At 53.3% G+C, this 14,915-nt stretch carries 13 protein-coding genes; 7 read left to right on the top strand and 6 right to left on the bottom strand.

The annotated features are described in order from the left end of the window. Positions 1-23 precede the first annotated feature (23 nt). Entirely contained in the window at positions 24-1,862 is a 1,839-nt protein-coding gene (gene glmS, locus ACTHRE_RS07230) for a glutamine--fructose-6-phosphate transaminase (isomerizing) (RefSeq protein ID WP_440344944.1), read from the top strand. A gap of 77 nt (positions 1,863-1,939) precedes the next feature. Here the strand turns inward: glmS and ACTHRE_RS07225 are convergent, their stop codons facing one another. From ACTHRE_RS07225 to ACTHRE_RS07215, 3 genes are all read right to left on the bottom strand, one after another. Beyond that, the gene (locus tag ACTHRE_RS07225; protein ID WP_293202409.1) at positions 1,940-2,338 is read right to left on the bottom strand and encodes a DUF2628 domain-containing protein; all 399 of its coding nucleotides are present in this window, start codon (positions 2,336-2,338) and stop codon (positions 1,940-1,942) included. A 128-nt stretch (positions 2,339-2,466) separates the two neighbouring features. Next, positions 2,467-3,765: a M16 family metallopeptidase gene (locus ACTHRE_RS07220; protein ID WP_440344945.1), complete on the bottom strand. Its 1,299-nt coding sequence runs from the start codon at positions 3,763-3,765 to the stop codon at positions 2,467-2,469. Positions 3,766-3,823: 58 nt separating this feature from the next. Next, on the bottom strand, positions 3,824-5,173 hold the full coding sequence (locus ACTHRE_RS07215; RefSeq protein ID WP_440344946.1) for a M16 family metallopeptidase: 1,350 nt from the start codon (positions 5,171-5,173) through the stop codon (positions 3,824-3,826). A 194-nt stretch (positions 5,174-5,367) separates the two neighbouring features. On the opposite strand from ACTHRE_RS07215, the gene ACTHRE_RS07210 reads away from it, so the two are divergent. Next, positions 5,368-6,546 (top strand): phosphoglycerate kinase, encoded by a 1,179-nt coding sequence (locus ACTHRE_RS07210; RefSeq protein ID WP_004519232.1) that lies wholly within the window; start codon positions 5,368-5,370, stop codon positions 6,544-6,546. A 90-nt stretch (positions 6,547-6,636) separates the two neighbouring features. Here the strand turns inward: ACTHRE_RS07210 and yccS are convergent, their stop codons facing one another. The 3 genes from yccS to ACTHRE_RS07195 all read right to left on the bottom strand — a co-directional run bounded on the left by yccS (position 6,637) and on the right by ACTHRE_RS07195 (position 11,306). Next, positions 6,637-8,778 carry a YccS family putative transporter gene (yccS, locus tag ACTHRE_RS07205; protein WP_440344947.1) on the bottom strand — a complete coding sequence of 714 codons (2,142 nt, stop codon included), beginning with the start codon at positions 8,776-8,778 and terminating at the stop codon, positions 6,637-6,639. Positions 8,779-8,943: 165 nt separating this feature from the next. Then, complete coding sequence (locus tag ACTHRE_RS07200) at positions 8,944-10,173, bottom strand: PilT/PilU family type 4a pilus ATPase (RefSeq protein ID WP_049333157.1); 1,230 nt, start codon at positions 10,171-10,173, stop codon at positions 8,944-8,946. 86 nt (positions 10,174-10,259) lie between these two features. Continuing rightward, the gene (locus ACTHRE_RS07195; RefSeq protein WP_004519239.1) at positions 10,260-11,306 is read right to left on the bottom strand and encodes a type IV pilus twitching motility protein PilT; all 1,047 of its coding nucleotides are present in this window, start codon (positions 11,304-11,306) and stop codon (positions 10,260-10,262) included. A gap of 117 nt (positions 11,307-11,423) precedes the next feature. On the opposite strand from ACTHRE_RS07195, the gene ACTHRE_RS07190 reads away from it, so the two are divergent. The 5 genes from ACTHRE_RS07190 to dksA all read left to right on the top strand — a co-directional run bounded on the left by ACTHRE_RS07190 (position 11,424) and on the right by dksA (position 14,642). Then, entirely contained in the window at positions 11,424-12,137 is a 714-nt protein-coding gene (locus ACTHRE_RS07190) for a YggS family pyridoxal phosphate-dependent enzyme (RefSeq protein ID WP_070461558.1), read from the top strand. Next, the gene (locus tag ACTHRE_RS07185) at positions 12,134-12,529 is read left to right on the top strand and encodes an RNA-binding protein (protein ID WP_070461559.1); all 396 of its coding nucleotides are present in this window, start codon (positions 12,134-12,136) and stop codon (positions 12,527-12,529) included. The genes ACTHRE_RS07190 and ACTHRE_RS07185 overlap by 4 nt, the downstream gene beginning before the upstream one ends. A gap of 90 nt (positions 12,530-12,619) precedes the next feature. Beyond that, positions 12,620-13,417, top strand: a complete 798-nt coding sequence (proC, locus tag ACTHRE_RS07180) for a pyrroline-5-carboxylate reductase (RefSeq protein ID WP_440344948.1) — start codon at positions 12,620-12,622, stop codon at positions 13,415-13,417. Between the two features lie 2 nt (positions 13,418-13,419). Then, a complete protein-coding gene (locus ACTHRE_RS07175) occupies positions 13,420-13,977 on the top strand; it encodes a YggT family protein (RefSeq protein WP_440344949.1) in 558 nt (185 codons plus the stop codon). A 248-nt stretch (positions 13,978-14,225) separates the two neighbouring features. Continuing rightward, positions 14,226-14,642: an RNA polymerase-binding protein DksA gene (gene dksA, locus ACTHRE_RS07170; RefSeq protein ID WP_049344904.1), complete on the top strand. Its 417-nt coding sequence runs from the start codon at positions 14,226-14,228 to the stop codon at positions 14,640-14,642. The last annotated feature ends 273 nt before the right edge of the window (positions 14,643-14,915 follow it).

Here is a 14,915-nt window from a genome sequence, read left to right as displayed (position 1 = left end):
ACTTTTGATACTAAGGAACTTATATGTGCGGTATCGTAGGTGCTATTCGCGCCAATCACAATGTAGTCGATTTTCTGACCGATGGTCTCAAACGCCTTGAATACCGAGGCTACGATTCGTCGGGTATCGCCGTCAACATGGACGGCAAAATCAAACGCGTCCGCCGTGTCGGCCGTGTGCAGCTGATGGAAGATGCAGCACGCGAAAATGGCGTGTTCGGCCATATCGGCATCGGCCATACCCGTTGGGCAACCCACGGCGGCGTAACCGAGCCTAACGCCCACCCTCACATTTCCGGCGGCATGATCGCGGTTGTCCACAACGGCATCATCGAAAACTTCGAAGCCGAACGCGAACGCCTCAAAGCCTTGGGTTACACCTTCGAATCGCAAACCGATACCGAAGTCATCGCCCACAGCGTCAACCACGAATACACACAAAATGGCGGCAAACTGTTTGAAGCCGTCCAAGCCGCGACTGCCCGTTTCCACGGCGCATACGCCATTGCCGTTATCGCACAAGACAACCCTGAACAAATGGTTGTTGCGCGCATGGGCTGCCCGCTGTTGGTGGCCTTGGGCGACCAAGAAACCTTTATCGCTTCCGACGTATCCGCCGTGATCGCCTTTACCCGCCGCATCGCTTATTTGGAAGACGGCGACATCGCCCTGCTGAACGCAAACGGCATCGAAAAACTGCTCGACAAAACCGGTGCGCAAACCGAACGCGCGATTAAAATGTCCGAATTGTCTTTGGCTTCTTTGGAATTGGGCCCATACAGCCACTTCATGCAAAAAGAAATCCACGAACAACCCCGCGCCATCGCCGATACTGCCGAAGTCTTCTTGGACGGCGGTTTTGAACCTGAAAACTTCGGCGCGAATGCACGCGAAGTATTCGACGACATCCACAGCATCAAAATCCTTGCCTGCGGTACGTCCTACTATGCCGCGCTGACCGCCAAATACTGGCTCGAATCCATCGCCAAAGTGCCGACCGACGTGGAAATCGCCAGCGAATACCGCTACCGCGACGTGATTGCCGATCCGAAACAACTGGTCATCACCATTTCCCAATCCGGCGAAACCTTGGATACCATGGAAGCCCTGAAATACGCGCAATCCTTGGGACACAAACACAGCCTGTCTATTTGTAACGTGATGGAATCCGCCCTGCCGCGTGAAAGCGAGTTGGTACTGTACACACGCGCCGGCGCAGAAATCGGCGTCGCTTCTACCAAAGCGTTCACGACCCAACTGGTTGTCCTGTTCGGCCTGGCCGTTACCTTGGGCAAACAGCGCGGCCTGGTTTCTGACGAACAAGCGCGTGAATACGTTGAAGAATTGCGCCAACTGCCGGGCAGCATTCAGCACGCTCTCAATCTGGAGCCGCAAATCGCCGCTTGGGCGCAAAAATTTGCCAAGAAAACCAGCGCACTCTTCTTGGGTCGCGGCATCCACTTCCCAATCGCCCTTGAAGGTGCATTGAAGCTGAAAGAGATTACCTATATCCACGCCGAAGCGTATCCTGCGGGTGAGTTGAAACACGGCCCGTTGGCCTTGGTGGATGAGAACATGCCTGTTGTCGTGATTGCCCCGAACGACAGCCTGTTGGACAAAGTAAAAGCCAACATGCAGGAAGTCGGCGCACGCGGCGGCGAACTCTTTGTCTTCGCCGACCTCGACAGCAACTTCAACGCCACCGAAGGCGTGCACGTTATCCGCGCCCCACGCCATGTCGGCATACTCTCGCCGATTGTGCACACCATCCCCGTGCAGCTCCTGTCTTACCACGCCGCCCTCGCACGCGGTACAGATGTGGACAAACCGCGCAATTTGGCTAAATCAGTAACGGTTGAATAAGCAATAAACCGGTTAAAAAAGGCCGTCTGAAACCTTGAAACAGGTTTCAGACGGCCTCTATGTTTTAAGAATCCGATTTATTTTTCGTATTTGGAAATATACTGAATAATGGCCATTTGAGGATTCTGAGCAATAATAAATTCAGTATCTTTTTTTTGATACTGATAGCCTCGGCTTATCAAATTTTTTTCACGCAGTTTGTTGCCGTATGCACCCATTAGGATTCTAATGGTAATACCAATAAGAAATAGAAAGGGGAGAAAGATTGCGAAGGCGGGGTCCATACTTACCAGTTTTTCAGCTCCAAAATTAAAAAAACTTAAAATTATAGATAGAATAATAAGGATGATACCCAACCCCCACATTTTCTTCACGCATGCCCAAATGCCTACAAAGAAAAATGCAGGCCAAGACCAGCCTTGTTTGACCGCTTCATATTGGCCTATTGAATCTTTAAATATCTTATATACTTTCATGAAAACCCCTTTTATGATTAATAGTTAAAAAGTAAGAAATTGTATCATAGTGCATAAGTAATCTGAATAATTGTCAAACAACAGGCCGTCTGAAAAATCTTTCAGACGGCCTGTTGTTTTAAAGCGTTTTATTCTGCGCCGACAACGACGGTGTTGAGGTCTTTGAATTTAACGCGGCGTTGCCATGCGTCGCGGACTTGTTCGACGGTCAGGCTGTTGATGGCTTTAGGGTAGGCTTCCAAGTAGTCGTTGGGCAGGTCGTAGAGGCCGATCAGGCTCAGGTAGTTGAGCAGTTTGTCGTTGGAGTCGTAGCGCAGGGGGAAGCTGCCGACGATGTTGGCTTTGGCCTGTTTCAGTTCGGCTTCGGTCGGGCCTTCGGCGATAAACTGTTCGATGACGGCTTGGGTATCGGCCAGTGAGGCTTTGGTGTTTTTCTTTTGGGTGGAGTAGGAAACGGCAAACGTGCCTTCTTCTGTCGCTGGGGCGAGGCTGCTGTATACGCCGTAGGTGTAGCCGTGTTGGTCGCGCAAAACTTTCATGAGGCGGCTGTCGAAACCGCCGCCGCCGAGGATGTAGTTGCCGGCAACGAGGGCGTAGTAGTCGGGGTCGTGGCGTTTGAAGAGGGAGGTGCCGAGCAGGACTTGTGCCTGTGTGCCGGCAAAGGGGATGTCGCGGCGTTGGGCGGTTTGTTTGGGAACGGGCGGGATGGCATGGGTTGCGGTGGCTTTGGCCGGCAGGTCTTTGAGGACGCGTTCGACCAGTTGCTCTGCCTGTTTGCGGTTGAGGTCGCCGACGATGGCGACGATGGCGTTGTCTTTGCCATAGTGGGTGCGGTGGAAGGCGCGGATATCGTCCAGACTAACTTGTTTGAGGCTGTCGACGGTTATGTTTGCGCCACTGCCGTAGGGGTGGTTCGGATAGATGAGCTTGGTCAGTTCGCGCGTGGCGGTGTAGTCGGGGGTGGTTTCTTGTTGTTGCAAGCCGGTAATGGATTGGATTTGACGACGGCGGAAAACGGCTTCGTCAAAGCGTGGACGGGTTAGCGAGTGGTTGAGCAAGTTGGCGGCTTTGTCGCGGATGTCGGCTTTGCTGAGGCTGCGGAAGCCTGCGGACGCGCTTTCGGCATTGCTGTCGCTGCTGATTTGTGCGCCGATGTTGTCGGCTTCGGCATTAAAGGCTTCTTCGTCCAGCTCTTGGGTGCCGTCGGTCAGAAGGGCGGCGGTAAATTCGGCAACTTGGCTTTTGCCGTCCGGATTGGCGACGCTGCCTGCGCCCTTGAAGCTGACTTCAAGGTCGATGATGGGGTTTTCGTGGCGTTCGACAAGGAGGATTTGGGTGCCGTCGCGGTTGCGCCAGCGTTGGATGTCGGTGGCGGCTTGGACGCTTAAGGGCAGGAGGAGGGCAAGGGCGAGCAGGGTGGGTTTCATGTTGTGGCTTTCTGTTAAGGCCGTCTGAAAGGGTATGGGCTTTCAGACGGCCTGATGTTTATCGGCGTTTGGCAGCTTTTTTGCTTGGCGCGGCGGCAGGTTTTTGCGGCTCGATGATGACGGTACTCATGCGCTCGTCGGTCAACATTCGGGCGGCGGCCTGTACTTCTTGCGCACTGACTGCCTGTAAGCGGCGGTGGATTTCTTGTTCGTCGGTATATTGGAAACCGCGCGCTTCGAGGCGGCCCATCATGGAGGCTTGGGAAGACATGGAGTCTTTGGCGTAGATTTCGTTGACCGCTGCCTGGGTTTTGACGCGCTGCAATTCTTCTTCTGAAACGCCGTTGTCGGCAATGTCTTTGATTTCTTGGCGCAATTGGGTAATCAGAGTATCGGCTTTAACGCCTTCGGCAGGCATGGCTATTACGCTGAACAGCGGCATTTCGCGGCTGATGATGTCGTAATGCGTTCCTGCGCTCAATGCGGTTTGCTTGCCGCGCACGAGGTTTTTGTCAAAACGGCTGGACGCGTTGCCTGCCAAAATATCGGAGAGGACGTCGAGGGCGAAAGGCATCGTGTCATCGAGTTTTTGGAGCTTCGGCACACGGAAGTTGATGGCAATCAGCGGCTGGTGTGTAACCGAAGAAGTGGCTTTGACTGTAACAGGTTTGCGCAAATAGGGTTCGGTATTGAGTTTGTTGCGCGGCGGCAGGGCTTTGGCCGGAATATCGCCGAAGAGTTTGGCGGCTGTCTGAAGCGTTTGTTTGGCATCGACATCGCCGACAATGACTAATACGGCATTGTTGGGCGCGTAATATTGTTTGTACCACGCGCGCAGGTCGTCGGCTTTGAGGGTGTGCAAATCTTTCATATAGCCGATGACGGAGGCGCGCATAGACGGTTGGGTAAAGGCGGCAAGATAGGCTTGTTCCCACATTTTGCCGTCGGCCGTGTCTTCCGTGCGTTGGCGGCGTTCTTCGCGGATGACGTTCATCTCGTTGAGGAATTCTTTGTCGCTGAAGTTGAGGTTGTGCATGCGGTCGGCTTCGAGCTTCAGAATCTCGGGCAGGTTGGCGGCGGCGACGTTTTCGTAATACACCGTTTCATTGCGGTTGGTGTAGGCGTTGTTTTGCCCGCCCAGCTCGGACACGCGGCGGTTGAACTCGCCGGAGGGAACGTCTTTCGTGCCTTTAAACATCATGTGTTCCAAAGCGTGGCTCAGGCCGCTTTTGCCCGGTTTTTCATCCACGCTGCCGATTTTGTACCAAATCTGCGAAACGGCCACAGGCGCGCGGTGGTCTTCTTTGACGATGATTTTCAGACCGTTGGGCAGGGTTTCAGAAAGCGTCTGCGCCCATGAAGCGGCAGGCAGCGCGAAGGCAAGCATTAAAGCAATTCGGCGTAACATGGTTCAATCCGTAAAATGAAAATCAATCGCTAAAGTATAGCGGAAATCTGCAAAGATTGGCCGAATGTTTCAGACGGCCTGCGGCGTTATCTGCTGATTCACATCAAGCGCGGCCGTTGCCAATCTTTACCGTCGCGCCTCATTCGCGGATAATCCCAAACATTCCCGTTTCCAACCATCACAAAGGAATCATCATGGCATTTTTGAAACTGACCGAACAAAATGTTCAAGGCAAAACCGTTCTGATCCGCGCCGATATGAACGTACCGTTTAAAGACGGCAACATCAGCGATGACACCCGTATCCGCGCTTCGCTCGCATCCATCAAATACTGCTTGGACAACGGCGCGTCTGTGATCGTGATGACCCACCTCGGCCGTCCGACCGAAGGCGAATTCCATCCTGAAGACGATGTAGCGCCTGTTGCCGCGCATTTGGGCAAACTGTTGGGCAAAGACGTGAAAGTATTGAACGACTGGCGTGAAAACAAACCGACTTTGAACGCCGGTGATGTCGTGATGTTGCAAAACGTGCGCATCAACAAAGGCGAGAAGAAAAACGACTTGGAGCTGGGCAAAGCCTACGCTTCTTTGTGCGACGTGTTCGTCAACGACGCATTCGGTACCGCCCACCGCGCCCAAGCTTCGACTGAAGCCGTTGCCCAAGCCGCACCGGTTGCCTGCGCCGGCGTGTTGATGGCGGGTGAACTCGACGCTTTGGGCAAAGCCCTGAAACAACCGGCTCATCCGATGGTTGCCATCGTTGCCGGCAGCAAAGTGTCTACCAAACTGACTATCCTCGAATCTTTGGCCGACAAAGTTGATCAACTGATCGTCGGCGGCGGTATTGCCAACACATTCTTGCTGGCAGAAGGCAAAGCCATCGGCAAATCTTTGGCCGAACACGATTTGGTGGAAGAATCCAAAAAAATCATGGCGAAAATGGCGGCCAAAGGCGGTTCTGTTCCGCTGCCGACCGATGTGGTTGTCGCTAAAGCCTTTGCCGCCGATGCGGAAGCAGTGGTGAAAGACATTGCCGACGTTGCCGAAGACGACATGATTTTGGACATCGGCCCTAAATCCGCCGCTGCTTTGGCCGATTTGCTCAAAGCTGCCGGTACGGTTGTATGGAACGGCCCGGTCGGCGTGTTTGAGTTTGACCAATTTGCCGGCGGTACCAAAGTATTGGCCGAAGCGATTGCCCAAAGCGATGCGTTCTCGATTGCCGGCGGCGGCGACACTTTGGCGGCGATTGCCAAATTCGGCGTAACCGATCAAATCAGCTACATCTCTACCGGCGGCGGCGCGTTCCTTGAGTTCTTGGAAGGCAAAGAGTTGCCTGCCGTTGCTGCTTTGGAAAAACGCGGCGCATAATCGGTTTTAATATCGATGGCTGAATAAAGGCCGTCTGAAATCCAAATCGGGTTTCAGACGGCCTTTATTTTGTTGAAATGTGTTATCGGTTTAGGCGGTTTGCGTATCCGACTGTCTGTGCAATGCCTGATAACACGGTGCAAGCTGGCGGATGATGAGGTCGAGCTGGTGTTTGAGGATTTGGTTTTGTTGGGACTGCTCTTTGTCGGTCTGTTCCAAATCGGCAAACTCCTGTCGGATGGCTTCAATGCTTGCATCGAAGGTGGCCGGTTCGGTCTGCGGCATTTGTTTGAGGAGTTCGGCGATGTGGTGGGTCAGGCGGGCATATGGGGCGAAGGTATCGCTGCCGTCGTGATGAACTTGGTCGCGGTATGCGCCGAGCGCGGAAATGTGGCCGGTCAGCGCATAGCTGGTTTTGAGCAGGGTAAAACCGTCTTGCAGGCGGTCTTGGTATTTTTTCGGGTTGCTGCTCATGTCGGATAAGGTGCTGCTGAGGGCGGCGGTGCTTTCGTGGGCTTGGCGGCGGGTAAGGCGGTAGTCGACATCGTCGCGGCTGCCGTTTTGCAGCTGGTCGAGGATGGCGTCGAGATAGCGGCCGTTGGCAGTGATGGTCTGGGCGGCGGTGTGGCTGAGGGTGAGGTAACGCCAATCGGGCCAGAGGTAGGTGGCGGCGGCCCATGCGATAACGGAACCGACGATGGTGTCGATGATGCGGATGGGCATGGCGTGGTACACGTCCAAACCGGCAAGCGAAAGGCTGGTCAGGGCTTGGATGGTGATGAAGAATGTGGAGAAGCTGTATTTGTAGCTTCGGGTCATGAAGAACAGGGTGGTGCTGGCGATGACAATCCAGAGCTTGGTTTCAACAGACGGGGTGAAGTAGGGGACGAGCGAACCGACAATCACGCCGAGAATCGTGCCGGCAATGCGTTGGTACACGCGGCTTTTGGTGGCGGTGTAGTTAGGCTGGCAGACGAAAAGGGCGGTCAGCAGAATCCAGTAGCCGAGGTTGAGATGGAGGATTTCGACAATGATGCAGGCCGCGGCCACGACGATGGAGAGGCGGGTGGCATGGCGGAAGACGCCGGATTCGAAATTGAGCTGGCTGAGGACGGTTTCGCCGATATTGCGGAACTTGGTGTTTTCAAGGGCGGCAATGCGGGTGTCGGCGTTGTCGTTTTCGGCAAGGGACGCATCGTTTTGCAGTTGCCGCAGTTGGTAATCGACGCTGCTGAGGTTGTCGAGCAGGCGGCGGATATTGTGGAGGTTGGCATTGTCGGCATGGGTCTCGGCAAAATGGCTGAGGGATTGGCGGCAGCCTTCCATGGCGCGGCCGAGGCGTTTGCTGTATGCGTAGGGTTTGTTGTTGCGCAGGGAGGCGGCAACGTTGCGGCACGCCTGGCCTTGCATTTCGAGCAGGCGGCGGATGCGGAAGATGAGGTCGGTGTTTTTGAGCTGCTCGGCCATTTCGCTGTAATCGACGTGGGCGGAGCTGATGCGTTCGTGCATGTCTTGCGCGCAGAGGTAGTAGCGCAGCATTTTGGCGGTACGAGGATGGCGGTGTTGGCCGCGCAATCGGTAGAAAAGTGCGCCGCGGCATTGGTTGAAGGCAGTAATCACGCCGGTGTTGCTCATGGCCAAGTCGATTTGGCGGTTGCCCAACCATGCGGCTTCGTCGGGGTCGAAAAAGTCGGCTTTGGCATCGAAGTAGTTGCTGAGTGCGTCGTAGGCGTTGGCAACGGTTTCTTGGACGGGGCGGTGGGGCAGGATGATTTGGAAGATTAGGGTGTTGACGCTGTATAGGACCGTGCCCAACAGAATCATGACGGGGTTGATCAGCCAGTAGGTCTCGGGTGTGTAGGTCAGCGTGGTGTAGGTGGCGACGGCGAGCGCACCGAAAGCGAAGGTGCGGTATTTGAGGCCGACGGTGCCGAGGATGGTGAAGCCGAAAGTCATCAGGGTCATGGCCAAGATGAAGGGGACGCCTGTGCCGATGGTGCTTTGGGCAAGCAATGAGGAGAGGGTAAACAGGGCAACGGTGATGACGATGTTTTTCAGACGGCCTGTGAGGCGGTTGTCCAAATCGACCAAACCGCCGGCAATAATGCCGAGTACGAAGGGCATGACGAGCTTGGGCGTATCGAAGTGCCAAACGAGGGTGGCGGCGATGAACACGCTGGCGAAGACGGGCAGGGAGGCAATGATCAGAGGTTTGAGCGGCGGAGTTTTCATAATGGTGTTGTTTATTATTCGTTATGAGGTGAATGATTGGATTTTAACAGGATTTTCAGTTGATTTCAGAATGCTTTAAATGAGATAAGGCCGTCTGAACGGATACGGGAAAATACTTGATTTCGTTTCCACATCCGTTCAGACGGCCTTGTTTGGCTTGCGCCATTAGGTCATCAGGTTGAGGTCGCTGATGCGGTCGTAGAGGCGTTCGGTATTGTTGCCCTCGTCGTGCATTTGAATGCGCAGGCGCAAATCGTTGGCGGATACCGCTTGGCGCAGGGCTTCGCTGAGTTCGATTTGGCCCTGTGCGTAGAGGTTGAAGAGGTTTTGGTCGAACGTCTGCATGCCGTTGCTGCCGGAGCGTGCCATCAGGTCGCGGATTTCCAGTAATTCGCCTTTGAAAATCAAGTCCTGCATGGCCGGAGTGTTGAGCAGGAGGTCGGTAACGGCCGTGCGTTGGCGGTTTTTCTTGATGGTGAGGCGTTGGCCGATGATGCCGACGAGGTTTAACGCCAAATCCATCAAAACCTGTTGGCGGCGGTCTTCCGGATAGAAATTGATGATGCGCTCGATGGTTTGGGAGGCTGTACTGGCATGAATGGTAAAAACGCACAGATGACCGGTTTGAGCCAGTTGGAGGGCGTACTCCATGCTTTCTTCGCTGCGGACTTCGCCGATACAGACGACGTCGGGCGCTTGACGCATGGCGCTTTGAACGGCGGTTTTCCAGTTGTCGGTATCGATGCCGATTTCGCGCTGGGTGAAGATGCTGCGGCAAGGTTTGTAGATAAACTCGATGGGGTCTTCGATGGTAACGATATGGCCGGGCAGCTTTTGGTTGCGGTAGTTGAGCATGGAGGCCATGGTGGTGGACTTACCCGAACCAGTCGGGCCGGCGAGTATAAGCAGGCCGCGCGGCGCGAGTGCAAGCTCTTGGAGCTTTTCGGGCAAACCGAGGGTTTTCATCTCGGGAATGTCTTGGCTGACGCGGCGCAATACCATGCCGACGCGGCCTTGCTCGTGGTAGGCGTTGACGCGGTAGCGCGTGTTGCTACGCGATTGGACGGAATAGTTGATTTCCCAGTCGCGGTTGAAGGCTTCGAGCTGGTCGGGGTTCATGGTGGACTCGGCGATGGCGGCGGTGTCCGCGCCGGTCAGTGCTTTGTGGGGCATGGGCGTGAGGGTGCCGCCGACTTTGATGGCAGGGGGAAAGCCTGCGCTGATGAAGATGTCGGATGCGTTGCGTTTTTCGGCCTCTTCACACATGCGGTCGAGCAGGGGGTGAAGATGCGTGCCGATTTCGGCCGGGGTGGGGATGTGCGGTGCTTGGTTTTTTTGTGAGTAGGCTTGCACCATTTCGCTTAACAGGTCGTGCAGAGGGGCGAGGTCGCTCATGATGATTCTCTTTAAAACGGGTATTCGGTCAGGCTGAAAGGCCGTCTGAAAACGGGATGATGGGGTTCAGACGGCCTGGGTATGGTTTAGAAAACAGAGAGGTTTTCGATGTTTTGCGCCTTGCTGCGTGCCAGCTCGGGGCTGATGGTGCCTTGGCGGACAAGGGTTTGCAGGGCTTGATCGAGGGTTTGCATACCGTGGGCCTGACCGGTTTGGAGGGCGGCGTTGATTTGGGCGATTTTGTTCTCGCGGATGAGGTTGCGCACGGCCGGTGTGGAAATCAGGATTTCGTGTGCGGCGACGCGGCCGTTGCCGTCGCGGGTTTTCAGCAGGGTTTGGGAAATGATGGCGCGCAAGGATTCGGACAACATGGAGCGCACGATTTCTTTTTCTCCAGCTGGGAATACGTCGACAATACGGTCGATGGTTTTGGCGGCGCCGGTCGTGTGCAGCGTGCCGAAAACCAAGTGGCCGGTTTCGGCGGCGGTCAGGGCGAGGGAGATGGTTTCAGGGTCGCGCATCTCACCGATCAAAATCACGTCTGGGTCTTCGCGCAGGGCGGAACGCAGGGCGTTGGTAAAGCTGTGGGTGTGCTGATGCAGCTCGCGCTGGTTGATGAGTGCCTTTTTGCTTTGGTGGACGAACTCAATCGGGTCTTCGATGGTCAGAATGTGGGCCGGTTGGGTTTCGTTGATGTAGTTGACCATTGCCGCCAGCGTGGTGGATTTACCCGAACCGGTCGGGCCGGTTACCAAGACCAAACCGCGCGGATTTTCGGCAATTTTTTGGAAAATGCGCGGCGCACGCAATTCTTCCAGCGTCAGAACGGTGCTCGGAATGGTACGGAATACGGCGGCCGGGCCGCGTTCGGTCATAAAGGCGTTGACGCGGAAACGGGCAACATTAGGCAGCTCAAATGAGAAATCGACTTCAAAATCCTGTTGATAGAGCTTGCGCTGGTGGTCGTTCATGACCGAGGTAATCATGGTACCGACTTCTTCCGAGCTCATCTCGGGCAGGTTGATGCGGCGGATGTCGCCGTGTACGCGTATCATAGGGGAAATGCCCGAACTCAAATGGAGGTCGGAGGCTTTGTTTTTCACGCCGAACGCGAGTAAGTCGGTAATCTGCATAATGTGGCCTTGTTTTGGTTTAGAATAATAAAATCGCTTTATTTTAAATAGATAAATCCGTTCGACCAAGTAAAATTTTCAAAATGCCGAGTGATGAACGGGTTAAAGGAGAAAACCATGTCGGTATTGCAACAAAACTATCAGGACGTATGCCGGGCGGTTGAACAGGCGGCTGAGGCTTCAGGGAGGCCTGCGGATGCGGTAAAGCTGGTAGCGGTCAGCAAGACCTTTCCGGCAGACGACATCCGCGAAGTGTATGCGGCCGGTCAGCGCGATTTCGGCGAGAACTATATTCAGGAATGGTTTGAAAAAACGGAAACGCTGGCCGATTTGCCGGATATTGTTTGGCACGTTATCGGCGATGTGCAGTCTAATAAAACCAAATTTGTGGCCGAACGCGCACATTGGGTGCATACGATAGGCCGTCTGAAAACGGCGCGGCGCTTGAGTGAGCAAAGGCCGTCTGAAATACCGCCGTTGCAGGTGTGTATTGAAGTGAACATTGCCGCGGAAGAGGCGAAACACGGCGTAGCGCCCGCAGAAGCGATTGCGCTGGCCCTTGAAGTGGCCAAGTTGCCGAATATTAAAGTATGCGGATTGATGTGTGTGGCCAAGGCCGACAGCAGCGACGATGAGTTGCGCAGTCAGTTTCATACCATGCAGCGGTTGTTGGCCGAGTTGAATGCGGCAGGCGTCGAAGCAGATGTTTTGTCTATGGGTATGTCCGGAGATATGCCAATCGCGGTAGAATGCGGCGCAACCCATGTCCGCATCGGCAGCGCGATTTTCGGCAGACGGGAACAAAAACAAAAAGGAGAAGGCAGCCAATGAAACAGATTATCTCGGTCGTTTTGCTTGGTTTGACCTTAACGGGTTGTCGGTTGATGGGCTGGTATCAATGTGAATCCTTATCGGGCTGGTGCAAACCCAAAAAGCCGGCAGCAATAGATTTTTGGGAAATTAAAGGCGAACCGCCGCCTTCTATTGAGGATTTCCGCGGGAAGCGTTTGGCGGACGGGAATTATTCTATTGACGATAATGCTTATCGTACCGCAGCTAATGATTATTTCAGTAGGAAAATCAAAAAGTTTGAAGCTTGCGGGCTAGCTTGGCAAACCCGCGATAAACGCCCTTTAGCGGAAACTTTTAAAAAAGAAGGATTGGATTGTTTGGAAAAACAGGGTTTATACCGAACATCACTGCCCGAAAGCGTCCGTTGGTGAAAAGGTCGTCTGAAATTTTGTCGGTATGATGGAAACGGTATTTCAGACGACCTCAGCAAATGTATCTCATTTAAAAAATTAAGGAAATTTATGAACATCTACTTTTTAGGCGGTGGCAATATGGCGACTGCCATTGCAGGCGGTTTGGTCAAACAAGACGGCTATCGTGTCCACATTGTCGAACGCGGCGCCGAAAGACGTGCGCAACTGGTGCAAGAATTGGGCGTAGCCACTTCTGAAAACCTGCCCGAATTGAGTGCGGACGACGTCCTCATCCTCGCTGTCAAACCGCAAGACATGCAGGTAGCCTGTCAAAACATCCGTTTGAATGGCGCGCTGGTGTTGTCTGTAGCGGCAGGTTTGTCCATCGATACCCTCAGCCATTATCTGGGCGGCACACGCCGTATCGTACGCATCATGCCCAATACGCCGGCCAAAATCGGCTTGGGCGTATCCGGTATGTTTGCCGATGCAGGCGTTTCAGAAGCCGACCGTACAGCTGCCGACGGCATCATGCGCTCTGTCGGCACGACCATTTGGCTGAACGAGGAAGAGCAACTCCACAATATTACCGGCATCAGCGGCAGCGGCCCCGCCTATGTTTTCTATCTGTTGGGCGCGCTCCAAAATGCGGCTTTGGCACAAGGTTTCAACGAACAAGATGCACGCGAACTGAGCCTCGCCACATTTAAAGGCGCAGTGGCTTTGGCCGAACAAACCGGCGAAGCATTCGCACAATTACAGCAAAACGTAACTTCCAAAGGCGGCACGACACACGAAGCCATCGAAACCTTCAAAGCCCGTCACGTTGCCGAAGCCATCGAACAGGGCGTGGAAGCCTGCGTCAAACGTTCGCAAGAAATGGCGCAACAGTATAAGGCCGTCTGAACATGCGTGGCGACTTGCTCTTATTATTGGCAGACGCTATTGCCATCCTGTGTATCACGCGCTTTTTGCTCCGATACGCAGGATTGGCAGCAGAACACCCCCTGCTCAAATTCAGCATACAGGCAACAGGCTGGCTGACCAAACCTTGGCAAAAAGCATTTCCATCCGGCGAGAAAACCGATTGGTACTGCCTGCCCGCAGGTTTTCTGGTGTACTACCTTGCCTGTACCGCCATTATTTTCATCTCGCCGGCGCTGTCCATCAGTAATAAGCTGATTTTGGCAAACTTCTGGTTTGCCGCACTCCATATGCTGAAAGCCGCGGCCTATACATTATTTATCGGTCTGATTATTAGAATGGTGTCCAGCATACAAGGTCGCTATTCGCCGTTGACTTATGCCATCGAACGAATCCTGCAGCCATTGCTCAAACCGTTTTCCTTCTTACGCGCAGGACGATACGATTTTTCAGGCAGTTTGTTGGCACTCTTATTATGGTTGTGGTTGGCCAGATGGTTTCCCCAACTTATCCAGCAAACCAACCTATGGTTGCTTCAATAGGCCGTCTGAAAGCGCAGCAGGTATTAACGACCAAAAATACAACGTCCTAAAAAGCGCTTTAATACATTTAGATGTAAGGTAGTGCAAAAAAGTGCAAATCGAAATATAAGGAACAAATGAATAGGTAAAACATGATATGATTCGCCCAATTTCCAAAACGGAAATTTAAGAAAACCCAATAAAAGCAAACCCAATAAAAGCAAACCCGTAGCATCCAAATCATTAACAACAAACCGAAAGCAGACACCATGGCAAAGCTGACAGAACAAGATATTTTAAACTGGGATGGTCCTGAAGAGGACTACATGAACAGCGACCAATTGGCCTTCTTCCGCGAACTACTGGTTAAAATGCAAGAAGAGCTGATTGAAAATGCAAACACCACTACCGGCCATCTTCAAGAGCACGAATCCGCTCCCGATCCTGCCGACCGAGCTACTCAAGAAGAAGAATACGCTTTAGAACTGCGCACCCGTGACCGCGAGCGTAAACTTCTTAATAAAGTGCAAGCGACTATCCGCAGCATTGATGAAGGTGATTACGGTTTCTGTGCCGATACCGGCGAACCCATCGGCCTCAAACGCCTGCTGGCACGTCCGACCGCGACATTGTCCGTAGAAGCGCAAGAGCGACGCGAACGAATGAAAAAACAGTTCGCCGACTAAGAATATAGATATAGAAACCTCAAAAGGCCGTCTGAAAGAGCAATTCAGACGGCTTTTGTTTTGTGTTCTTTTGTATGTATGGATAGTGTAGAAAGGTTGTTGAAGTTTTTTATAAAATAAAAACCCTATTAAAACAGGGCGGTGGTTAAATTTCTGAAAATAATTTTGCGAAAGGTGTTGACTGATTTTATTGTGAGGCGTATAGTTCGGTTCTTCGCTGCTGACGCGGTGAAGAAAACGAAGCAGACAGTATAACACAGTTAGTTAAAATTT

It is taken from the genome of Neisseria sp. P0001.S007 (assembly GCF_051963655.1).
GTDB lineage: Bacteria > Pseudomonadota > Gammaproteobacteria > Burkholderiales > Neisseriaceae > Neisseria > Neisseria subflava_A.
The sequence above is the reverse complement of the archived record's forward strand: the minus strand, read 5'-3'. Positions and strand labels throughout refer to the sequence as shown.